23 protein-coding genes are annotated in these 23,099 nt (G+C 42.5%); 13 read left to right on the forward strand and 10 right to left on the reverse strand.

Annotated features, from left to right (window positions below):
• Positions 1–26: 26 nt before the first annotated feature.
• The gene (gene seqA / locus Q8W40_RS02490) at positions 27–560 is read right to left on the reverse strand and encodes a replication initiation negative regulator SeqA (RefSeq protein ID WP_101113642.1); all 534 of its coding nucleotides are present in this window, start codon (positions 558–560) and stop codon (positions 27–29) included.
• Positions 561–652: 92 nt separating this feature from the next.
• On the opposite strand from seqA, the gene Q8W40_RS02495 reads away from it, so the two are divergent.
• The 3 genes from Q8W40_RS02495 (at position 653) to fldA (ending at position 2,386) form a co-directional block, all read left to right on the forward strand.
• Positions 653–1,420, forward strand: a complete 768-nt coding sequence (locus Q8W40_RS02495; RefSeq protein ID WP_305395740.1) for an alpha/beta fold hydrolase — start codon at positions 653–655, stop codon at positions 1,418–1,420.
• 150 nt (positions 1,421–1,570) lie between these two features.
• Positions 1,571–1,792, forward strand: coding sequence for a DUF2788 domain-containing protein (locus Q8W40_RS02500; protein ID WP_101113511.1), 222 nt, complete (start codon positions 1,571–1,573; stop codon positions 1,790–1,792).
• Positions 1,793–1,852: 60 nt separating this feature from the next.
• Positions 1,853–2,386, forward strand: coding sequence for a flavodoxin FldA (fldA, locus tag Q8W40_RS02505; protein WP_104399431.1), 534 nt, complete (start codon positions 1,853–1,855; stop codon positions 2,384–2,386).
• A gap of 50 nt (positions 2,387–2,436) precedes the next feature.
• Here the strand turns inward: fldA and Q8W40_RS02510 are convergent, their stop codons facing one another.
• A complete protein-coding gene (locus Q8W40_RS02510) occupies positions 2,437–2,913 on the reverse strand; it encodes a DUF4442 domain-containing protein (RefSeq protein WP_305395741.1) in 477 nt (158 codons plus the stop codon).
• Positions 2,914–3,089: 176 nt separating this feature from the next.
• Here Q8W40_RS02510 and fcrX point away from each other — a divergent pair, with 176 nt between their 5' ends.
• The gene (fcrX, locus tag Q8W40_RS02515) at positions 3,090–3,539 is read left to right on the forward strand and encodes a ferric iron uptake transcriptional regulator FcrX (protein ID WP_101113509.1); all 450 of its coding nucleotides are present in this window, start codon (positions 3,090–3,092) and stop codon (positions 3,537–3,539) included.
• A gap of 179 nt (positions 3,540–3,718) precedes the next feature.
• Here the strand turns inward: fcrX and tnpA are convergent, their stop codons facing one another.
• The 3 genes from tnpA to nagE form a co-directional block, all read right to left on the reverse strand.
• Positions 3,719–4,153, reverse strand: coding sequence for an IS200/IS605 family transposase (gene tnpA / locus Q8W40_RS02520; RefSeq protein WP_126606448.1), 435 nt, complete (start codon positions 4,151–4,153; stop codon positions 3,719–3,721).
• Positions 4,154–4,324: 171 nt separating this feature from the next.
• Positions 4,325–5,995, reverse strand: a complete 1,671-nt coding sequence (gene glnS, locus Q8W40_RS02525) for a glutamine--tRNA ligase (RefSeq protein ID WP_305395742.1) — start codon at positions 5,993–5,995, stop codon at positions 4,325–4,327.
• A 176-nt stretch (positions 5,996–6,171) separates the two neighbouring features.
• Complete coding sequence (gene nagE, locus Q8W40_RS02530; RefSeq protein WP_305395743.1) at positions 6,172–7,737, reverse strand: N-acetylglucosamine-specific PTS transporter subunit IIBC; 1,566 nt, start codon at positions 7,735–7,737, stop codon at positions 6,172–6,174.
• A 256-nt stretch (positions 7,738–7,993) separates the two neighbouring features.
• Between nagE and nagB the strand changes: the two genes are divergently transcribed.
• From nagB to asnB, 5 genes are all read left to right on the forward strand, one after another.
• A complete protein-coding gene (gene nagB, locus Q8W40_RS02535) occupies positions 7,994–8,797 on the forward strand; it encodes a glucosamine-6-phosphate deaminase (protein ID WP_305395744.1) in 804 nt (267 codons plus the stop codon).
• Between the two features lie 13 nt (positions 8,798–8,810).
• Positions 8,811–9,947, forward strand: coding sequence for an N-acetylglucosamine-6-phosphate deacetylase (gene nagA / locus Q8W40_RS02540; protein WP_305395745.1), 1,137 nt, complete (start codon positions 8,811–8,813; stop codon positions 9,945–9,947).
• Between the two features lie 2 nt (positions 9,948–9,949).
• Positions 9,950–11,164, forward strand: a complete 1,215-nt coding sequence (gene nagC / locus Q8W40_RS02545; protein WP_305395746.1) for a DNA-binding transcriptional regulator NagC — start codon at positions 9,950–9,952, stop codon at positions 11,162–11,164.
• A gap of 126 nt (positions 11,165–11,290) precedes the next feature.
• Entirely contained in the window at positions 11,291–12,874 is a 1,584-nt protein-coding gene (locus Q8W40_RS02550; protein ID WP_305395747.1) for a cation:proton antiporter family protein, read from the forward strand.
• A gap of 227 nt (positions 12,875–13,101) precedes the next feature.
• Complete coding sequence (gene asnB / locus Q8W40_RS02555) at positions 13,102–14,766, forward strand: asparagine synthase B (protein WP_305395748.1); 1,665 nt, start codon at positions 13,102–13,104, stop codon at positions 14,764–14,766.
• Between the two features lie 28 nt (positions 14,767–14,794).
• On the opposite strand, the gene rfaH is transcribed toward asnB, so the two are convergent.
• The 4 genes from rfaH to htpG form a co-directional block, all read right to left on the reverse strand.
• Positions 14,795–15,310, reverse strand: a complete 516-nt coding sequence (gene rfaH, locus Q8W40_RS02560) for a transcription/translation regulatory transformer protein RfaH (protein WP_305395749.1) — start codon at positions 15,308–15,310, stop codon at positions 14,795–14,797.
• A gap of 414 nt (positions 15,311–15,724) precedes the next feature.
• A complete protein-coding gene (hemH, locus tag Q8W40_RS02565) occupies positions 15,725–16,690 on the reverse strand; it encodes a ferrochelatase (RefSeq protein ID WP_305395750.1) in 966 nt (321 codons plus the stop codon).
• A 233-nt stretch (positions 16,691–16,923) separates the two neighbouring features.
• A complete protein-coding gene (gene adk / locus Q8W40_RS02570) occupies positions 16,924–17,568 on the reverse strand; it encodes an adenylate kinase (RefSeq protein ID WP_305395751.1) in 645 nt (214 codons plus the stop codon).
• Positions 17,569–17,848: 280 nt separating this feature from the next.
• The gene (htpG, locus tag Q8W40_RS02575) at positions 17,849–19,753 is read right to left on the reverse strand and encodes a molecular chaperone HtpG (RefSeq protein ID WP_305395752.1); all 1,905 of its coding nucleotides are present in this window, start codon (positions 19,751–19,753) and stop codon (positions 17,849–17,851) included.
• Between the two features lie 270 nt (positions 19,754–20,023).
• On the opposite strand from htpG, the gene Q8W40_RS02580 reads away from it, so the two are divergent.
• From Q8W40_RS02580 to Q8W40_RS02595, 4 genes are read left to right on the forward strand one after another with little or no spacing between them, the layout of a single operon-like run.
• The gene (locus Q8W40_RS02580) at positions 20,024–20,893 is read left to right on the forward strand and encodes a transcriptional regulator (protein WP_305395753.1); all 870 of its coding nucleotides are present in this window, start codon (positions 20,024–20,026) and stop codon (positions 20,891–20,893) included.
• Complete coding sequence (locus Q8W40_RS02585; RefSeq protein WP_305395754.1) at positions 20,893–21,435, forward strand: regulatory protein ToxS; 543 nt, start codon at positions 20,893–20,895, stop codon at positions 21,433–21,435. The genes Q8W40_RS02580 and Q8W40_RS02585 overlap by 1 nt, the downstream gene beginning before the upstream one ends.
• Before the next feature lie 45 nt (positions 21,436–21,480).
• A complete protein-coding gene (locus tag Q8W40_RS02590; protein ID WP_305395858.1) occupies positions 21,481–22,245 on the forward strand; it encodes a sulfite exporter TauE/SafE family protein in 765 nt (254 codons plus the stop codon).
• Positions 22,246–22,255: 10 nt separating this feature from the next.
• Positions 22,256–22,534 (forward strand): SelT/SelW/SelH family protein, encoded by a 279-nt coding sequence (locus Q8W40_RS02595; RefSeq protein WP_305395755.1) that lies wholly within the window; start codon positions 22,256–22,258, stop codon positions 22,532–22,534.
• A gap of 3 nt (positions 22,535–22,537) precedes the next feature.
• Here Q8W40_RS02595 and yfcE read toward each other — a convergent pair whose 3' ends face one another.
• Entirely contained in the window at positions 22,538–23,083 is a 546-nt protein-coding gene (gene yfcE, locus Q8W40_RS02600) for a phosphodiesterase (protein ID WP_305395859.1), read from the reverse strand.
• Between the last annotated feature and the right edge of the window lie 16 nt (positions 23,084–23,099).

Below are 23,099 nucleotides of genomic sequence, written 5' to 3' on the forward strand. Positions count from 1 at the left end.
CATCATGAGGCTTTGTCTATGCGCTTTTAAATTGCGTTACACACCTTTTCAATTAGGTCGCCTTGAAAGCCCATTCGAGTCATCAATTGGTCTACCATCTGGCGTTTTCGATTTGTATTATTATTGGTGATTACCCAGAAAGGTGTATTAGGAATCTGACGTGGTTTTGTTGTTTTTCCGCTGGCAAGCAACGTGTCTTCATTATTTGCAAAGTAGACTCGTGTACGACCTTTAACTTGAGTTGCTTCTGCAAAATTATCGTTGTGAATGCCGTGAAGAGTCGATAGCACCAACATAAACCGATCAATCGCTTTGTCTTTACCTGCAAATTCATCAGAAATTAATAAAGAGCGAAGCACTTTGACACCGTCTATTGCCGAGTCCTTACCTGCATCTTTACTTACTACGATTCCATTCACTGCCGGAGCCGGAGTCTCTACTGCTTTTGCTTTATCAGCCATCAATAAACGTCGCAGAATGTCAGATGCACTCTCGCCAATATGTTGTGTCTGACTTGCAATGTAACGGTATAGATCCTCATCAACCTCTATTGTTTTCATTCGCTTTTCACAATCTCTATGTTTAAACTCTGGAAGATTATAACCAGTTCTTCCGTGATACTCTACGGCAAACCCAACAAGATAAAGAGAAAATGTCATCACTTTTGAATTATAAGTTGCAGGGCGAAGGCTCAACGATTGTTCTTCTGCATGGATTGTTCGGTAACCTCGATAACCTTGGTCTCCTTACTCGCGATTTGATCCAAGATCATCAGGTGCTTACGGTCGATCTTCGAAACCATGGATTGTCCTTTCATAGTGATATTCATACGTACGAGGAAATGGCACGAGATGTTGAAGCTCTAATCCGTCATTTGGAATTAGATAACGTCAAACTAGTCGGTCATTCAATGGGTGGAAAAGTAGCAATGAAGCTTGCTTCTATTCTTGGTAAACAAGTTAACCATCTTGTGGTTTTGGACATGGCACCTGTCGCCTATACACAAAACAGACACGACAATGTGTTCGCTGGGCTGCACGCTATTGAACAACAAAAGCCCACCTCTCGCTCGGACGCCATGAAGATACTTGCTCAGCATATTGAAATGGAAGGTGTTAGGCAGTTTCTTGGAAAATCACTCTACAAAGTTGGTGCGCATCTAAGCTGGCGGTTCAATGTGACGTCACTTTATGAAAACTATAACAACATACTGATGTGGCATGAGTTATCTCCAGTTGAAATACCGACTCTCTTTATTAAAGGCGGAAATTCCGACTATTTAACAGACGAACACCAAGGGCTCGTACGTCAGCAATTTCCGTTTGCAAAAGCCCACGTTATTGCTAATACCGGTCATTGGTTACACGCAGAAAAACCAAATGATGTATTGCGAGTTTTGCGTCGCTTTATCTCAACATAGAAATCACTTTTGCTTACTCTCAATGTTTGATTCAGCCCTCGTTGCGATGATAAATACCCATAATTTACTGCTATTGAAGAATCCTTCTCATTAACTTTAAGGCGCAAGAGTGATATAGTGCGCCCAGCAAAATTGACTACAAGGAACGTCATGCTCTACGACTATATCAATATGCTAGAGTCCATTGGGTTGGACCTTTTATTTGCAGCAATTTTCTTTTTTATAGGAATGGCAATAAAGGACGTATTGAAACAGGGGAATGTCCCGCCGTTCGGGCGTCGTATAGTTTGGCTTGTCCTATTTTTAGGTTGTGCAGGGTTTATCGCAAAAGGTCTTATCCAGTTAAGCTGGGAAGGGACAGGATTAGGTTAACCAACAACTGCAACTTAAAGAATTCACCAAACAAACTGTCACTATATGGGTACTGATTCTATGGCAAGTGTAGGACTCTTCTTTGGTAGCGATACAGGTAACACTGAAGCCGTTGCTAAGATGATTCAAAAACAACTAAGTAAAAAGCTGGTTCATGTTCAAGATATCGCTAAAAGCAGCAAAGAAGATATTGATAATTTTGACCTTTTGCTTCTAGGTATTCCGACTTGGTATTACGGCGAAGCCCAATGCGATTGGGATGACTTTTTCCCAGAGCTGGAACAAGTTGATTTCTCTACAAAGCTAGTGGCTATATTTGGTTGTGGCGATCAGGAAGACTACGCAGAGTATTTCTGTGATGCAATGGGCACAATTCGTGATATCGCAGAAGCGAAAGGCGGAACAGTTTTAGGCTACACGTCTACAGACGGATATGAGTTTGAAGCATCTAAAGCATTGGTCGAGGGTGATGAGTCTCAATTCGTTGGTCTATGCATCGATGAAGATCGCCAACCAGAATTGACCGAAGAAAGAGTTAAAAACTGGGTTGAACAAATCTTTGAAGAAATGTGCCTAGCTGAATTGGCCGACTAATTCGTTTATTTTGAATGCCTCCTAACATGGAGGCATTTTTCTATCGTATCTTATCGAAACTGCGGTTTCTTCCTCACATACAGTGTTCGCTGAACTTCAGAAACAACATTCCCATCTTTGTCTTTTACGTAAATCAGAAATTCAGGGAAACTTTTATCCCCATTACTGGTTTCTTGATAAATACTGTCCAATATCGGCTGAGATACGTGAAAATCAGCAAATAGGTGGCCTTTGCCTGGGGCTATGAAATTGATACTGGCATTTTTGTCCCATACAAAATACTTCTCCCCTAAAATTCCCATCAGCATTAGCGAATAAACTGGATCAGTCAGCGAAAAAATAGAGCCTCCATATTGAGTGCGATTCGCGTTTTTATTCCACCATCGAAGCTTAAGTTGCATTTTTACCTGACGAAAATCATCACTAATAGACACAATGCGAATGCCTGCTCCCCAAAAGGGTGGCCAAATATTGAGAGCAAATTTGACGAGGTTGGGTTTATAAATTTTACTCAAGTTCTTATGCATAGCTATTGTTATAAAATTGTAACTGGTCGGACCTTAATATCCGTGATTTGAGGCATATTTACAAGCTTTGAATATTAACCCTTTGAACTTCGTGGTTTATTGTTACGTTTTACTAGCCTATAATGGCATTAACTACGACTTCTGTATTTTGCTGCAGAACCTCTACAGGAAAAAATATGCCAGACAATAACCAAGCCCTCAAAGAAGCTGGACTAAAAGTAACGCTTCCGCGTTTAAAGATCTTAGAAGTGCTTCAACAGCCTGATTGTCAACACATTAGCGCCGAAGATCTATATAAGAAGTTGATCGATTTAGGTGAAGAAATTGGATTAGCGACGGTATACCGTGTTCTCAACCAATTTGACGATGCTGGCATTGTGACTCGTCACCATTTCGAAGGTGGTAAGTCTGTGTTCGAACTTTCTACACAACACCATCATGATCATCTAGTGTGTTTAGATTGCGGTGAAGTGATTGAGTTTTCTGATGACGTGATTGAAGAACGTCAAAGGCAAATTGCGGCAAGATACAATGTGGAATTAACGAATCACAGTCTTTATCTATATGGTAAATGCAGCGACGGCTCGTGTAAGGATGATCCAAACGCTCATAAGCCTAAGAAATAGTACCTTGTTTAAAGAATACAAAAGCCGAAGGTACTAACCTTCGGCTTTTTTGTTCTTTCCGAATATCACTTTCAAACTGGAACCCTCCCCCAAAAAACGCAGCTTTTCCCAGCAGTAAGTAAATTACCACCTTCTAAAGAAGGTGGCTTTGTGTGAGCCCCCTAAAAGGGGGCCTTTGTTTAGTCCAGTGCTAATTGTTGCTGTTCCACGCGCTCTTTCTTCTCCTGATGTCTTACATAACGTCGAATAATTTCTTCATTAATTCCTACGCTATCGACAAAATAGCCCCTTTGCCAAAAGTGGTTACCCCAAAGCTTATTTTTCCTCAAATATGGAAACTTACTGAAGAGTTTTAAGGCTATTTTGCCTTTCAATACGCCCATCAACTTGGATATGGATAGCTTGGGTGGAACTTTTACTACTAAGTGCACGTGGTCAATCTGGACGTTCAGCTCGACAACTTCACATCCAAGTTGATTACAGTAAACATTTATACATCGATAAACTTCTTTGCCTACATTGTTCTTCAAGATCCTAAATCGATATTTTGGTGTCCACACTATGTGATATTGACATCTCCAAAATACGTGGGAAGCTTGATTGTATCTACTCATGTTATTTGTCCTCTTTGACTTCGCTAAAAATCAAGGGAGCATTTAACATGGGTAGAACTACAGGCAAAGCCTAACTGAATGATAACCACCTACTGAAGTAGGTGGTTTAGGGCTGAAAATAAAAAAGAGCGCTTACGCACTCTTTTTTTTCATCAAAAATTAAGATAATGCTTAATTTGATTCAATTTTCGCCCAAGTATCTCTTAACCCGACCGTTCGATTAAATACTAAGCGATCATCGGATGAATCTTTAGAATCTACACAGAAATAACCGGTTCGTTCGAACTGATATCCTTGTTCTGCATTCGCCTTTGCCATACTTGTCTCAACAACTCCATTAAGCACGGTTAGTGATTCAGGGTTAATCGTTGAAGCAAAGTCATCAACAGCTCCAGGGTTAGGAACTGAGAATAAACGGTCATACAGACGAATTTCTGCTGGAAGACCTTTATCCACTGAAACCCAATGTATTACACCTTTAACCTTTCGACCATCGGAAGGATTTTTACCAAGAGTTTCATCATCATACGAACAGAAAATCGTGGTTATATTACCTTCAGCATCTTTTTCGATACGCTCAGCTTTGATTACGTAAGCACCACGTAAGCGAACTTCTTTACCTAAGACCAAACGCTTGTATTTCTTGTTCGCTTCCTCACGAAAGTCATCTTTTTCGATAAACAGTTCGCGAGTAAATGGCACTTCACGTTCACCCATTTCTGGTTTGTTTGGATGATTAGCTACAGTCAGAGTTTCAACTTCACCTTCAGCAAAGTTTTCGATCACCAACTTTACTGGATCCAGAACAGCCATCGCACGTGGCGCATTTTCATTTAGGTCATCACGAATACAAGATTCCAAAGAGCTAAACTCGATCATGTTCTCTTGCTTCGTTACACCGATGCGTTTACAAAACTCCCGAATAGAAGCAGGAGTAAAACCTCGGCGACGTAATCCAGAAACCGTCGGCATACGCGGGTCATCCCAGCCTTTCACCAAGTTTTCAGAGACCAACTGGCTCAGCTTACGCTTGGACATAACAGTATATTCAAGGTTCAAACGGCTGAACTCGTACTGACGCGGCTGACATTCGATAGAGATGTTATCTAATACCCAGTCGTACAAACGTCGGTTATCTTGGAATTCCAGTGTGCAAAGCGAGTGCGTGATACCTTCTAACGCATCCGAGATACAATGCGTAAAATCATACATCGGGTAAATGCACCATTTATCGCCAGTCTGATGGTGTGTTGCAAAACGCACACGGTAGATAACAGGGTCGCGTAAAACAATGAACGATGAAGACATATCAATCTTAGCGCGCAGGCACGCTTTGCCTTCTTCAAAACCACCATCACGCATTTTTTCAAAAAGTGCTAAGTTTTCTTCAACACTTCGGTCACGATAAGGGCTTGGTTTTCCTGGCTCTTTAAGTGTGCCACGATATTCACGGATCTGCTCGGGACTTAGCTCATCTACATACGCTAAGCCTTTGTTAATTAATTCAACTGCATAACCATATAGCTCATCAAAATAGCTTGAGGAATAACAAATCTCCCCACTCCACTCAAAGCCTAACCAGTTAACATCATTCTTAATCGACTCGACGTATTCGATATCTTCTTTTTCAGGGTTAGTGTCATCAAAACGTAGATTACACTGTCCTTGATAGTCCTGAGCAATACCAAAATTAAGGCAAATAGATTTGGCATGACCGATGTGCAGGTAGCCATTAGGCTCTGGCGGGAATCGAGTATGCACGCTGCTATGTTTGCTTTCCGCTAAATCTTTATCAATGATTTGGCGGATAAAGTTCGATGGACGAGCCTCAGCTTCACTCATCTAAACACCTCTTACGTATTAAAGTATTGTCAGAATAGTTAATCGCTAATGATCCACCATTCTTACGAGATACACAACTGCCTCAAACACTTTATTGCCAAATTTAGTTTTGATTGGCTAAAAAAAATGCCTCCCATTAAGGGAGGCATTCGTATTCAAGATTTCTTAATCAGAGACTAAGGAAGTTTTACATCAGACAAGTCTTCACTTGCACCAATGCTCTTCATTTCGCCTGCTACGATTTCAGCTAGTGGGCCTAGGATAACCTGAAGGTTGTTTTCACCTAGTTTAACTACGCCTTTAGCACCAAGCTTCTTAAGTACTGCTTCGTCAGCTAGAGAGCGATCTTTAAGAGTTAGACGTAAACGAGTGATACACGCGTCGATAGTCGTTAGGTTCTCATGACCACCTAGAGCTTTTAGGTATTGGCGAGCAAGGTCACCTTTTGGAGCGTCACCAGTTGCTGCAACTGCTTCGTCTTCGTCTTCACGACCTGGAGTCTTCAGGTTGAATGCGCGGATAGCGAACGAGAACGTTACGAAGTATAGAGCGAACCAAGCTAGACCTAGAGCAAGTAGAACTAGAGGCTTAGTTGCGATACCGAAGTTAAGTACGAAGTCGATTGCACCACCAGAGAAAGTAAAGCCGTGTAGCGTACCGAACATGTTCGCCACTACTAGAGCCAGACCTGTGAATGCTGCGTGAACTGCGTATAGCGCTGGAGCTAGGAATACAAACATGAATTCCATTGGCTCAGTAACACCTGTTAGGAATGCACAGAAACCTACAGAGAATAGAGCACCAGAAACTTGAGCACGTTTCTCAGCTGGAGCAGCAAGGTACATTGCAAGAGCAGCACCAGGCAGACCAAACATCATAACCATGAAGAAGCCGTTCATGAATACGCCAGCGCCTTTATCGCCTGCGAAGAAGCGGAACAAGTCACCAGACGCGACTGTTTCAGTCACTTCTTTAACCGTTGCTACGATTTCTGGAGTTACAGAGTTAGCAAAAGTAAACGTAGTTTCTTGACCAACTACTAGAGTTTTAGCGATTTCTGGAGTAACACAAACTTTAGTTAGTTCTAGAGCCTGACCAGCAGCCTGCGCACCTGTGATTAGGATTTCCTGACATGAACCTAAGTTGAACCAGAAAATGTTGTTCACGATGTGGTGTAGACCGATTGGAATCAGTAGACGGTTAAGGAAACCGTAAGCAAATTGACCGAAACCACCAGAAGAAGATACGCCTTGTGCAAGTGCGTCAAGACCACCCTGAATTGCAGGCCATACAACACCCAGTACTGCACCCAGTACAAGAGCGAAAAGACCAGCCATGATTGGTACTAGACGTTTGCCAGAGAAGAAAGCCAACCATTCAGGAAGACGAGTCATGTTGAACGCATTGTATGCGTGACCCGCTACGATACCTGCAAGGATACCACCGAATGCCTGAGTGTTGATGTCAGCATTAATTGTTGTCGCTGTTGCGTTAGAAACGAAGTAAGCCACTGCACCAGCTAGACCAGCTGCACCGTGACCGTCTTTAGAAAGACCGATTGCGATACCAATTGCAAAGATAACTGGTAGGTTACCGAAAACCGCACCACCTGCTTGCGCCATGAAAGCGATATCAAGCACGTCACCTTGTCCCAAACGCAGTAATAAACCTGCAATTGGAAGCACTGCAATAGGAAGCATCAAAGCTTTACCTAATCTCTGCGCATATCCAAGTATATTCACCTTAAGTTCCCCCTATAGGATTTTTTTGTATTAGATTTGAGACACTTTTTTTAGTGGCTCAATTTAGTCGTAGTCAGTTTATGACATTAATTTTGCTCCGCAAATTAAAACCTTTTCATTTGTGATCCTAATCACCCGTTTCGGGTAAGGGGAAAGGATTTTGCTAGCGAGATCATAAAACTTATTTTATCATTCAAAACAATTGCCCTAGGGCGCCAAGATTTAATCATTTCCTGTATAAATTTGAGGTATCACCGTGAGATTAATTCCACTTAATAAAGCTACTGATGTAGGCTTATGGTCCGCACGTCATATTGTCAATAGAATCAACAAGTTCCAGCCGACTGAAGATCGACCATTTGTCTTAGGACTGCCGACTGGTGGTACACCATTAAACACTTACAAACGCCTTATTGAACTTCATAAAGCTGGCGAAGTAAGCTTCAAACACGTGGTTACTTTCAATATGGATGAGTATGTTGGTCTTCCTTCAGATCACCCAGAGTCATACCGTTCATTCATGTACAGTAACTTCTTTAATCACATTGATATTCAAGAAGAAAATATCAATCTTCTTAACGGTAATGCTGAAGATCAAGAAGCTGAGTGCAAGCGCTACGAAGACAAGATTAAATCTTATGGTCGCATTAACCTATTTATGGGTGGCGTTGGTAACGATGGTCACATCGCATTTAACGAGCCAGCATCGTCTCTTTCTTCTCGCACGCGCATCAAAACACTAACTGAAGACACGCGCATTGCGAATTCTCGTTTCTTTGATGGCGACATCAGCCAAGTACCAAAATACTCACTGACTATCGGTGTGGGTACTCTGTTGGACGCTGAAGAAATCATGATCTTAATTACTGGTCACAACAAAGCACTTGCCCTGGAAGCGGCAGTAGAGGGTTCAGTGAACCACCTATGGACAGTATCTGCACTACAACTTCATCCTAAGTCGGTTATCGTTTGTGACGAACCTTCGACTCAAGAATTAAAAGTGAAGACAGTGAAATACTTCCGAGAGCTAGAAGCAGAAAACACTAAAGATCTTAAGTAAGGGTTATTACACTATGTATGCGCTAACTAACTGTAAAATTTATACAGGTAGCGATGTCTTGGACAACCACGCCGTCATCATTGACGGTGTAAACATTCACTCTGTTTGTCCTGTCGCTGAGCTTCCTACTGACCTTAAAACCGTTGATTTAGATGGTGCAAATGTCAGCCCGGGCTTTATTGACCTACAGCTGAATGGCTGTGGTGGTGTGATGTTAAATGATGAGATCACAGCAGAAACCATGCAAATCATGCACGAAGCGAACCTAAAATCAGGTTGTACTAGCTTTTTGCCAACTCTTATCACTTCTTCTGATGAGAATATGCGCCAAGCTATAGCTGCTGCTCGTGATTACCATGCTAAGTATGAAAACCAATCTTTAGGTCTGCACCTTGAAGGACCTTATCTTAATGTAATGAAGAAAGGCATTCACAGTGTCGATTACATTCGCCGTTCTGATGACGACATGATCGACTTCATCTGTGAAAACGCCGACCTCGTTACTAAGGTGACTCTTGCACCTGAGCAAAATGACCCAGCGCATATCGAAAAGCTTCGAAATGCAGGTATTGTTGTTGCGATTGGTCACACCAACGGTACGTACGCTGAAGCTCGCCAGGGCTTTGATGCGGGCATTACATTTGCAACTCACTTGTTCAATGCAATGACGCCTATGGCGGGACGTGAACCAGGAGTTGTAGGTGCAATATATGATACTCCGGAAGTATACGCTGGCATCATTGCTGATGGTTTCCACGTAGACTACGCGAACATCCGAATTGCTCACAAAATTAAGGGTGAAAAGCTCGTATTAGTGACCGATGCCACAGCTCCAGCAGGCGCTGATATGGATCACTTTATTTTTGTAGGTAAGAAAGTATATTACCGAGATGGCAAGTGTGTTGATGAAAACGGCACACTAGGCGGCTCAGCACTAACTATGATCGAAGCAGTTCAAAACACAGTTGAGCACGTTGGTATCGCTTTGGATGAAGCTCTACGAATGGCTACTTTGTATGCTGCGCGCGCAATTGGTGCAGAGGACAAACTTGGCCGAGTTAAAAAAGGTATGGTTGCTAACCTTGCTGTATTTGACCGTGACTTCAATGTCAAAGCGACAGTAGTTAACGGACAATACGAGCAAAATTAAGCATGAATGGCGGACAAATAGGTAACGTAGACTTAGTTAAACAACTCAACAGTGCAGCGGTTTACCGCTTGATTGATCAGCAAGGTCCTATTTCTAGGATTCAAGTTGCCGATGTAAGTCAGCTTGCTCCGGCAAGTGTTACTAAAATTACCCGCCAGCTTTTGGAGCGCGGCCTAATTAAAGAGGTCGCGCAACAAGCCTCTACAGGTGGACGAAGAGCCATCTCTCTTACGACGGAAGTCGAACCCTTTCATTCAATCGCGATTCGTATCGGTCGTGATTATGTTCATTTCAGCCTTTACAATCTCGGTGGTAAAGAGCTGATTAATCACTACGCTCCTTTTATCTATCAAAACCAAACCGACTTAATGGAAGGTTTAGTAGAGCAAATACGTACTTTTATTGAACAACATAAAGATCGTATCGAGCAGCTGATTGCTATTGGTATTTCATTACCAGGTCTCGTAAATCCTGAAACCGGTGTCGTTGAATACATGCCAAATACGGACATCGATAACCTTGCACTTGGCGATGTAGTACGCGATACCTTCAATGTAGAATGCTTTGTTGGTAACGATGTTAGAGGCATGGCCCTAGCTGAACACTACTTTGGCGCAAGCCGAGATTGCCAAGACTCTATTTTAGTCAGCGTGCACCGTGGTACAGGTTCCGGTATTATTGTCAATGGTCAGGTTTTTCTAGGGTTTAATCGAAATGTCGGCGAAATTGGTCATATTCAAATTGACCCACTTGGTGAACAGTGCCAATGTGGCAACTTTGGCTGCCTAGAAACGGTAGCGGCAAGCCCTGCTATCTTAGAGCGTATTCGTAAACTCTTGAGCAAAGGTTACCCATCTAGCCTTAGCAACATTTCCAACCCCACTATGGAGGATGTTTGCCAACACGCGTTAAAAGGCGATGAACTGGCAGGTCAAAGCTTAGTTAAAGTTGGAAATCAGCTAGGAAAGGCTATCGCGATTACCATCAACTTATTTAATCCACAAAAAATTATTATTGCTGGTGATATTACAAAAGCGCAGGACATTGTTTTTCCTGCGATAAGAAAAAATGTGGAAACACAGTCACTAACCACTTTCCATGCTGGATTACCTATTGTGGCATCAGAATTAGACCACCAACCAGCCATGGGAGCGTTTGCTATGATCAAACGAGCAATGCTGAATGGCGTTTTGTTACAAAAATTACTTGAAGAATAAAAGTTTGGTGGAAAAATAGCGTTCTGGCGCTGAAGAAATGGGTCGTTTAAGCGACCCATTTTTCTATCTGGCGATCAAGAATAATGACTAGTTAATCTATAACTACTAACTAAAAGCTGGCTTTCTATGGAACTCATTTTTATCTCGGTTGCTTTTCTCACAGGTTTTGCAGCCCTCAAATGCAACCTTCCTCCTCTGGTAGGATTTCTGCTTGCGGGTTTTGCTCTCAATGCATTTGGTTACGAGAGTAACGACACGCTTACGACACTAGCCGATTTAGGTGTCACTCTTCTTTTGTTTACTATAGGTTTGAAACTGGATGTTAAAACCTTATTAGCTAAAGAGATTTGGTTAGGAGCTACGGTACACAATATCGTTTCAACCGCATTTTTTACCACTGCGCTCCTTTTACTTAAAACACTCGGTGTCAGTACTCTTTCATCAATCGGGTTAGAGCAACTTATCTTGCTTGGCTTCGCTCTTTCCTTTTCTAGCACAGTATTTGCTGTTAAGAGCCTTCAAGAGAAAGGCGAAATGAATGCAACATACGGTACTCTCGCTATCGGTATCTTGGTTATGCAAGATATCTTCGCTGTAGTGTTCTTGACAGCCTCAACGGGCAAAATTCCGGAATGGTATGCAATCGCGTTGTTTATCCTACCGTTCTTAAGACCTTTATTCTTTAAAGTGCTTGATTGGGTTGGGCACGGAGAAATGCTGGTTCTTTTTGGTATTTTCTTTGCACTTGTTGTTGGTGCGGGGCTATTTCATATCGTCGGTATGAAGCCCGATCTCGGTGCACTGATTATGGGAATGATCTTAGCAGGTCACAAGAAAGCCTCTGAGTTATCCAAATCTCTACTCAATCTAAAAGAACTGTTCTTAGTCTGTTTCTTCCTAAACATTGGATTGGCAGAAGAACCAACATTGACGGGGCTTTCTTTGGCTATCTTGTTTATGTTGCTACTTCCAGTCAAAGGCATTTTGTACTTCTTCACCATTAATTTCTTTAAGTTTAGAGTTCGTACGTCTTTGCTCGCCTCACTGACACTTTTTAACTACAGTGAGTTTGGACTTATTGTTGGTGGTCTTGCCTACAAAATGGGATGGTTACCTGGTGATATTCTCGTTTCCATTGCAATTGCTGTATCTATTTCCTTTGTCTTGGCTGCGCCGATCACCCGTGCAGGGCATGAAATCTATCAACGAAGCGCCAAATGGCTTAAAGAGGCTGCCGCAGAAACACTCCATGCCAAAGACCAGTTAATTAACCCTGGTCACGCTCAGGTTTTGATTCTAGGTATGGGAAGAATTGGCACAGGTGCCTATGATGAGCTAAGAACTCGCTATGGAAAAATAAGCCTAGGAGTTGAAGTAAGATCAGACGCAGCAGCTACACACCGCGCGCATGGACGTAATGTTATTGAAGGCGATGCGACCGATCCCGACTTTTGGGAAAGAATACTCGATACTGCCAACGTAAAATTGGTATTGCTCGCTATGCCCCATCACCTAGGAAACCAATTAGCCTTAGATCAGCTGCAACGGAAAGAGTTTAAAGGACAGATTGCTGCCATTGCAGAATATTCCGATCAGCTAGAAGAATTGACAGAATTGGGGGTTGATGCCGCTTTCAATATATACAACGAGGCAGGCAGCGGATTCGCAAGACATGTTTGTGAACAGCTCAAACCTGAATTTAAAGTTTAAAATATAAAACTTAACGCATAAATACCGGCTTACAAGCCGGTATTTTTCTTCATATCGAACAAAAAAAATCCGCAAGTAGATCTCATCCACCAAAACACCATATATATTAAATAATTTTTAATCAAAGCCATTTTGATAAAATAAATTGAAAGCCAAATGTTGCTTTTTTAATTGATCATGGCAAATTAAGTTTAAAAGATTAAAACGGATTTACTTGAGGTAATGGTATGTGTTCAGTATTTGGTATCTTAGACATAAAAAGTGATGCGGCGGCATTAAGACCTATCGCTTTGGAAATGTCTAAAAAGCTTCGTCACCGCGGCCCAGATTGGTCCGGTATATATTCTTCAGAGCGTGCGATCTTAGCTCATGAAAGGCTTGCTATTGTTGGGTTAAATAGTGGTGCACAACCTTTATATAGCCAAGACAAAAAACACATCCTTGCCGTCAACGGCGAAATTTATAATCACAAAGAGCTTCGAGCGAGATACGAAGACAAGTTCGATTTCCAAACAGACTCAGATTGCGAAGTTATCTTAGCTCTATACCAAGAATTAGGTGCTGATCTGCTTGAAGAGCTAAACGGTATTTTTGCATTCGTTCTTTACGATGAAGAAAAAGATACATACTTAATTGGTCGTGATCATATCGGTATCATTCCGCTTTATCAGGGCTATGATGAACATGGGAACTACTACGTCGCATCAGAAATGAAGGCTTTGGTTTCAGTTTGTAAGACCATTAGTGAATTCCCTCCAGGCTGTTACTACGGAAGTGCTGATGCAGAACCTCAGCGTTACTACACTCGTGACTGGAATGAATTTGCCGCAGTACATGGTAACTCCACCAGTAAAGCAGAACTCACACAAGCACTTGAAGATGCAGTAAAACGTCAATTAATGACGGACGTGCCATACGGTGTACTTCTGTCTGGCGGCTTGGATTCCTCTATCACATCAGCAGTTGCTAAACGATTTGCTGCTATGCGTATCGAAGATGATGAACAATCAGAAGCATGGTGGCCTCAGCTCCATTCGTTTGCTGTCGGCTTAGAGGGTGCTCCGGATTTGAAAGCGGCACGCGAAGTAGCAGATAAAATAGGTACCGTTCATCACGAAATGACCTACACGGTGCAAGAAGGTTTGGATGCGATACGTGATGTGATTTACCACATCGAAACTTATGATGTCACAACAATCCGCGCGTCGACTCCAATGTTTCTAATGGGTCGTAAGATCAAAGCCATGGGTATAAAGATGGTGCTTTCTGGCGAAGGCGCAGATGAAATATTCGGTGGTTACTTGTATTTCCACAAAGCACCTAACGCCAAAGAATTCCATGAAGAGACAGTTCGGAAGCTATTAGCACTCAACATGTTTGATTGTGCTCGTGCTAACAAATCACTTGCGGCATGGGGTGTGGAAGGCCGTGTTCCATTCCTAGACAAAGAATTTATTGATGTCGCCATGCGATTAAACCCAGAAGATAAAATGTGTGGCAATGGAAAGATGGAGAAACACATTCTTCGTGAGTGCTTCGAACACTACCTGCCAGACTCTATCGCTTGGCGTCAAAAAGAGCAATTCTCTGACGGTGTGGGCTACGGCTGGATAGATTCATTGAAAGAAGTGGCAGAAGCTAAAGTCACTGATCAGCAAATGGAAACAGCTGCTTACCGCTTTCCTTACAACACCCCCGCAACAAAAGAAGGGTATGTATACCGCGAGATCTTTGAAGAGCTGTTCCCATTAGAATCAGCAGCACAGTGTGTACCTGGAGGTCCTTCCGTAGCGTGTTCCTCAGCAAAAGCCATTGAGTGGGATGAATCATTCCAAAACTGTATCGACCCATCAGGCCGTGCGGTACAAGCCGTCCATAATGATGCATACTAATTCGTAATCAAGAAATACAATAAAGGCGCTATTCAGCGCCTTTATTTTCTTCCCAATTTAGCGATTCATTTTCGACACTCACCTTAACGGGTCGATTGATCATTTCGACCAACAAAAATGAACGCTTATCGCCATCAGGTTCTTCATAAATAGCCGTAATACCTGCAAACTGCCCTTCTTCAATCTTAACTTTCTGACCTTTTTCAGGCTCTGGTAGCTTAATACAATGATTGTCATGCTTTTCTAAAAGGCGCAACTCGTAGATTAAGTCCCCTTCCAGTTCATATGGCAATGCACCACGGCGGATAAAGTTGACCACGCCACGAGTTGATCGAACGGTGGTAAAGCTCGGGCCGGCTTGATAATCAAACCGAATAAATACGTAACAAGGAAACAAAGGCTCTTTTACTGTCTGTTTCTTGTTTCGAAGTACTTTTTCAACTTCGATTTCGGGAAAATAACACTCGATTCCCTGATTTTCGAGATGAAGCTTAGCTCGCGCTTGCTCACCTCGCTTGCAATATAAGAGATACCAACGTTTCATTAAAATAACCAAACTGTCTAAACTATTTCTCAGCAAACATGCCTAAGGAGAGAAACAGATTATTAATTATCAGTAGGTTAACCAATTTATTTTGATCAACCTTTTTCATAATTATCAGCCTAATTTCTACTTATGTGTTACAAATAAAAGCCTGTAGATCACAAATCATTAGCACTGAAAGGCTTCTGTTTTTCGAAGCTAGCAGTAAATAATACCACTTTCATTTATCAGTCTAAATGCAATATTGAAAACAAAAATTAACGTATTGAGCAATTCTATTCAGAACGATTGGGGGGGTGTTTGATCTGTAAACAAGAAGTAGAAAAGGCTAGAACGGTAAGTAGAAGGACAGTTCTTAGCGCTGGTTATTTAAAGGCTGCGTGTTGAGGGCAGCCTTGTGTAGATTTTTACACGTTAACGAATGTAAGGCTTAAGAACGGCGTTCATCATGTCTATATGGCTAGAGCTGGCGTTTAGACAAGGGATGTATTGGTAATCCTCTCCTCCAGCTTCCATAAATATCTCTCTATTTTCCTCGGCAATTTCTTCCAGAGTTTCAAGACAATCAACTGAAAAGGCTGGTGTAATGATTTGGAGATTTTTTATTCCCCGTGAAGGCAGAGCTTCCATGGTTTCATCAGTGTAAGGTTGTAACCATTCCTCACGCCCAAAGCGCGACTGATAAGTCATGCCCATCTGCGTGTCTGTAAGTCCAAGTTCTTGCGCCAAGAGCCGAGTAGTTTCCTCACAGTGCTGAGGGTATATGTCACCATTGTCAGCATAGCGTTTCGGTATACCATGGTAGGAACAAAGCAAATATTCAGATTGCCCGTGCTCTTGCCAATGGGCACGAACACTATCGGCTAGCGCTTTTATGTACATCGGATGGTTATGATAATCACGAATGATTGTATAACCTGGAATTTCAGGCAGATTCTTAAAAGCTTTCGACAAACCATCAGATACAGCGGCTGTAGTCGTTGATGAGTATTGTGGGAACAGTGGCAACACAATGATTTCCCTACAACCTTGAGCCATTAAGCGCTCAACCCCATCTTGCAAACTTGGGTTGCCATAGGTCATTCCAAGTTCTACTGGCATGTTAACAGCGGATCTTAATGACTCAACCTGGAGCTTTGAGTACACCATCAACGGTGACCCTTCATCCATCCACACCGACTGGTAGAGTTTCGCAACCTTTGGAGAACGGATCGGTAGGATAACTCCGTGTAATATTGGACACCATAACCAACGAGTCAGGTCGACTACTCGCTTGTCCATCAAAAACTGAGCTAGAAATCGTTTTACAGCAGGCGCTGTTGGCTCATCAGGTGTACCTAAATTCGCCAACAAAATGCCTTGTTTGGGCATGTTTTCCATATTTTTCCAATTGCAGGTTGAAAATTATATTCGAGAAACCTGACACTCAAGCCTCTCGGATATAGTTAAGCCAATTCATAACGTTAAGTCTAGAGATATACGAACCTCAAGGCGAGTTGGATTACCCCTTTTCACTTAAAAACTTGGCTTATCGCTGATTTTTGAAAATCAAAACAAAAAAAGCGGTCATGATGACCGCTTTAACTCTATCAAAATATTTAAAAATACGCCGATTAAGAGAGCGCTTTTTCGATGTCTGAGCTAACTTCAGATACTTGCTTAGTTCCATCAAATTTCAGATACTTAGTATCGCCCGCTTCAGCGGCTTTTCCGTAGTACTGAATAAGCGGAGCTGTTTGCTCATGGTAAACACCTAGGCGAGCACGCACTGTCTCTTCTTTGTCGTCATCACGTACAACTAGGTCTTCACCTGTGATGTCATCTTTGCCGTCAACCTTAGGCGGGTTGTACACGACATGGTAAGTACGACCAGATGCTAGGTGAGCACGACGACCAGACATACGCTCAACAATAACACTGTCCGCGACATCAAATTCGATAACATAGTCTACATCCACGCTCATTTCTTTCAAGCCATCAGCTTGAGGAATTGTGCGAGGGAAGCCGTCCAGAAGGAAGCCTTTTTCACAGTCACTTTCTGCAATACGCTCCTTGATTAGACCAAGAATAATATCGTCAGAAACAAGCTGACCTGCATCGATCACTGCTTTTGCTTGTTTACCAAGCTCAGTACCCGCTTTGATAGCCGCACGTAGCATGTCACCAGTAGAAATTTGTGGAATACCATATTTTTCCATGATGAATTGAGCTTGCGTGCCTTTACCTGCACCTGGAGCACCTAGAAGAATGATGCGCATGTTGGATCCTCTTAATATTTTTAATTTATACCGAAGCTCACAGCTTGAACGGTAAGTTTCGGTATAACTGCTTTACGAGGCGTTAGACCTCAATGAAATCGGGCGTGAATATACCATACATAAACAGATATTTTCGACCCTTGCCTGTCTGGCTACTCAAAAAGTGACCAAACTCTAATAACCAAAGCTGATTTAAAAGCGACATTTTCTGCTTAGGCAATAAACCCCGCTCAAAAGCGGGGCTTAAATACAGTGTTACTCAGTGATGGCGTTTCGACTATTACACCTTAGTCAAAAGCTGGTTCACAGCACCTACATATTGCGTTGGGTCTTCTAATGCGCCTCGCTCAGCAAGCATAGCCTGACCTAGCAATACTTCCACCCAGCGTCCAAATAGTTCTTCGTCGGCTTCATCCGCCATACGCTTAACCATATCGTGCTCAGGGTTCAGCTCAAATATGTATTTTACTTCAGGGACAGCCTGACCCGCAGCTTCTAGCAGCTTCGCCATTTGCGTACCCATCTCGAAGTCATCCGTAACCACAACCGCTGGTGTAGACGCTAATTTGAAAGTAGTACGAACCTCTTTCACACGATCGCCAAGGTATGTTTGAGTGCGTTCGACAACGGACTTAAACTCTTCTTCCGTTTCTTTCTGCTTCTCTTTCTCTTCTTCGTCTTCAAACTTGCTTAGATCTAAGCCTGCTTTTGTGATTGACTGGAATTGCTTACCGTCAAACTCCGTTAGGTAGTTCATTAGCCACTCGTCGATGCGATCAAACATCAGGATGACTTCAATACCTTTCGCTTTGAACTGCTCTAGGTGCGGGCTATTTTTCGCCGCAGCATAGCTGTCTGCTGTTAGGTAGAAAATCTTATCCTGACCTTCTTTCATGCGTTCAACGTAAGAAGACAACGATACTGTTTGATCAGAGTTATCGACTTCAGAGGAAGCAAAACGCATCAAGCCAGCGATTTTCTCTTTGTTAGAAAAATCTTCTGCTGGTCCCTCTTTCAGTACCAAGCCAAACTCTTTCCAGAAAGACAAATATTGCTCTTCGTCTTTCTTCGCCATTTTTTCTAGTAGCCCCAAGACACGTTTAGTACATGCACTACGCAAAGACTGAGTCACTTTATTGTCTTGTAGGATTTCACGCGAAACGTTCAATGGAAGGTCGTTGGAATCAATCAAACCACGAACAAAACGTAGGTAACTTGGCATGAACTGCTCGGCGTCATCCATAATGAAAACGCGTTGAACGTACAACTTTAGACCACTCTTATGGTCGCGATTCATCATATCCCACGGAGCTTTAGCTGGAATGTACAGCAAACTTGTGTAGTCGTTTTTACCTTCAACCTTGTTATGGCTCCACGTTAGTGGATCAGCAAAGTCACTGGCAACATGCTTATAAAATTCGTTGTATTCTTCGTCTGAGATATCAGACTTGCTACGAGTCCACAAAGCTTGTGCTTTGTTGATTTGTTCCCATTTGGTTTCTTCTGTTTCTTTTCCTTCTTCGTCTTTAACGTTAGTTAGAATAGAAACAGGGATACCAATGTGATCAGAGTATTTGCTGATCACATCGCGAAGACGGTATTCAGAAAGGAATTCTTTACCCTCGTCACGCATGTGAAGCACGATGTCTGTACCACGTGATTCTTTAGTAATGCTCTCGATGGTGTATTCACCTTCGCCAGCAGAGTGCCATTGTACGGCATCATCACTTGCAAGACCGGCGGCACGAGTACGAACAGTCACAGCATCAGCAACAATGAATGCTGAGTAGAAACCAACACCGAACTGACCAATCAGTTGAGAATCTTTACTTTGGTCGTCAGACAGCTTTGAAAAGAAATCAGCGGTTCCCGATTTCGCAATAGTACCTAAATGTTCAATGACATCATCTCGGCTCATACCAATGCCGTTATCAGAGATGGTCAAGGTATTTGCGTCCGCATCGAAAGACAGCTTAACACCTAATTCAGTATCCCCCTGATACAGTTCAGCGTTTGATAGTGCTTGAAAGCGCAGTTTATCAGCAGCATCTGAAGCATTAGAAATCAGCTCTCGTAAGAAGATTTCTTTATTCGAATATAGAGAATGAATCATCAAATGAAGTAATTGTTTTACTTCAGATTGAAAGCCTCGAGTTTCTTTATTGTGTGTCGTTGTCTCGCTCATCTTCACTCCAAAACTAGACATTTAGATAAGTAGAATTGAAAACCAGGAACTTTCTGTATGCTTGGTTTTCAAACTAATTCCAAGAATGCTAGATAGATGTGGTTGGTAAATGTAAATTCAAGGTCAAAACAGATAAAAACAGTGTTTTTTTGATCATTTTTGATTATTCTATGGTGCGTAAAAATTCTCAAAGAAGATAAAGTGTGATAGAAATCACACCCGCATTCCTTCTGGTTCACAGAACCTTAACTAAGATTAAGCGCTTCAATAATGACTAATATCGGTACTAAATTCATTCTCGCTCAACGGTTTGTATTTGATCCCAACAGCAATTCGCTGGTAGACCAACATAGCGACAGTGAAGTTATTCGTCTGGGAAGTAATGAAAGCCGCATTTTGCTAATGCTGTCGGAAAGACCAAACGAGGTTATTACTCGTCAGCAGTTACACGAATATGTGTGGCAAGACCAAGGATTTCAGGTCGATGACTCGAGTCTCACTCAGGCAATTTCCACGTTAAGAAAGATGCTGAAGGACTCCACTAAATCACCTCAATTTGTAAAAACGGTGCCCAAAAGAGGCTACCAACTGATTTCATCCGTAGAACGAAGTGCTCCTTCAGCAAGTGGTGATGAAATTTTAGAACCGACTGACGTGGCAGCTCCGCAATTGGAACAGCCAGAAGCCACCGATACAGAATCAGTTGCACCAACAGAAATCCGTGATGAAAATGAAAGCACGGCGCCTACTTCAACTGATACACCACCGGTCGCAAAGAAGAAACCGAGTAAACTTCTTTGGGTTTCTGCGTTCTTGGCTATTCTAATTCCAGTGCTTACTTTTTTTGGCACTCAGGAAAAGCCTTCAACATTTGTGACCATTGCAGAAGTGAGTGGTATCCCAGTAAGAATGCCAGAAAACCACCCTAGCATGGCGCAATCCTTGCCCAATATTGAGCGGTGCATTGAACACTACGCTGCAAGGCACCAAGGGGATTTGTCACCAGTACAGGTGATCGCAACTGGTGGTCAGAATAGTCAAATCATTTTGAACTATATCCACTCGATCAATTATTCTAGCGAAAATGTCACATTGCGTATTTTTTCTACTAAACCGGATTTTGCTCAGGTGTGTAACTAATGAATATGTCTAAAAATCTGAAAATCGCGATTGTCATGTTAATTGTGTCTGCGCTAACCAGTGTTTGGATTTACACACAATTCGGCGCAAAGGTAGAGAACGTACTCACGTCTCGCGAGTGGCAATCGCGCATGGTCACTCGTTTGTTTATTGAGTCAGACACTGAGCAAGACGAAGTCATAGGACCATTACGTAAAGCGACCATTGATTCCAATGTAAAGTACTTACCAAATGGAACGTACCTGCGAGTATCACGAATTAACTTGTACACTGGAACCCATGAAAAACAAACCTCTTCCACTATTAATGTTTCGGAAAATGGTTCTTGGGAGCTGAGTGATAACTACCTGCTTATCGAGCCAAATGAGTTTAAAGATATCTCTTCAAACCAAGGTGAAGATTTTACGAATAAGCAACTCAAAGTCATCACACAAATCTTCAAGATGGACGCGCAGCAGAGCAGACGAGTTGAAATTATTAACGCGAAAGCCCTGTTGATGACCAGCTTAGATCATGGCTCCACGGTTTTATATTCTCACTAACTTTCAAAGGGAGTCATGGAATGTCTCCCTTTTCTTGATATGGCTATGGACTGGATACAAACCGCTTACCTATTTGTTGGCTCGTTAACCGCCAGCACTCTCTCTTCTATTGCTGGTGGTGGTGCTGGCTTGCTTCAGTTCCCACTGCTTATTTTCCTTGGATTAAGCTTCCAAACCGCATTAGCGACACATAAAATTGCCACCGTTGCCATGGGGTTAGGTGCCGCTTTTTCACACCTCAAAGCAAGGCAATTTGATCTCAAGCTGGCAAGCTATCTTGTCATTACCGGCTGCTTCGGCGTGGTTGTTGGAGCACACGTCGTGGTTATGTTGCCGGGCAAAGCAGGAGAGCTTCTGTTAGGTATCATTATTTTATCTCTTGGTATTTATTCTCGTGTTAAAAAAAACATGGGAAAAGAAGAGATTCTCACTCATAGAGATCGCCATGGGTGGATAATAGGTGGCGGCGCGCTTTTTCTTCTCGGTATATTTAATGGGTCGTTAACGGCAGGCTCTGGTTTAGTCGTTACCTTGTTTCTCGTTCGATGGTTTGGATTCAGCTATAAACAAGCTGTCGCTCTCACTCTGGTTTGCGTTGGGTTATTTTGGAATGGAATGGGTGCTATCGCCATCATTCAAGTTGGTGTAGCCCCCCATTGGGCATGGGTGCCTATCTTATTACTGAGTTCCTTTTTAGGCGGATGGCTTGGTGCTATTGCAACGCGGCGGCTTCCTAATTCTGTCATCAAGTTAGCCTTCGAAGTTCTGACCATTTTAGTCAGCCTTAAACTCATTTATTCAGCGCTTTAAGGAGCAAGCCATGAAAAAAGCCATCATAGATATTTACTACTGCCGACAGTGTAATTGGATGTTACGTTCCACATGGCTAAGCCAAGAACTACTGCATACGTTCAGCGAAGAAATCGAAACGGTTTCTCTGCACCCCGATACTGGTGGGCGCTTCGAAATTCATTGTAATGGAAATATGATTTGGGAAAGGAAGCAAGATGGAGGCTTCCCAGAAGCAAAGATACTCAAACAGAAAGTTCGCGATGTTATTGACCCAGAAAGAGATCTGGGTCATTCCGACTCAAAGTAACACCTAAACGTTGCACTGAGCGATTTGCTCTCCATCGAAGGTGAACACCGACAATACTCCGCCATCATAAAGCCCATAACTGGCTTTGAATCCATCCCGAGGAAAAGTGGCGCTGCCTGGGTTAAACACAATTATCCCATCGTCTAATTCTGCGGTGGGTATATGAGTATGCCCATGACAAAGAACATCGCCTTCTCTCAATAGCGGACGCTTTTTGGTATTGAATAAATGCCCATGCGTCAAAAACAGTCGCTTGCCACTTTCTAGTAACACCCATGAATAATCCATCATCATAGGGAAAGAGAGCAGCATTTGATCCACTTCACTGTCACAGTTTCCTCTAACGGAAATGATGTGCTGCGCGTAATCATTTAACTTTCTCGCCACCTCTGGAGGGTTGTAACCTTCTGGAATTGGATTTCTTGGACCATGATTTAGAGTATCACCCAACAAAATGAAATGGTCCGCACCCGATTTCAAGTATGCATCAATGACTTTATTGGTCGCATGTTCACAACCGTGTATGTCCGAGGCAAAAAATAGCTTCATAGCCTTACCTTGTATC

Origin of the sequence: Vibrio penaeicida, from assembly GCF_030689305.1 — a bacterium.
Classification (GTDB): domain Bacteria; phylum Pseudomonadota; class Gammaproteobacteria; order Enterobacterales; family Vibrionaceae; genus Vibrio; species Vibrio penaeicida_B.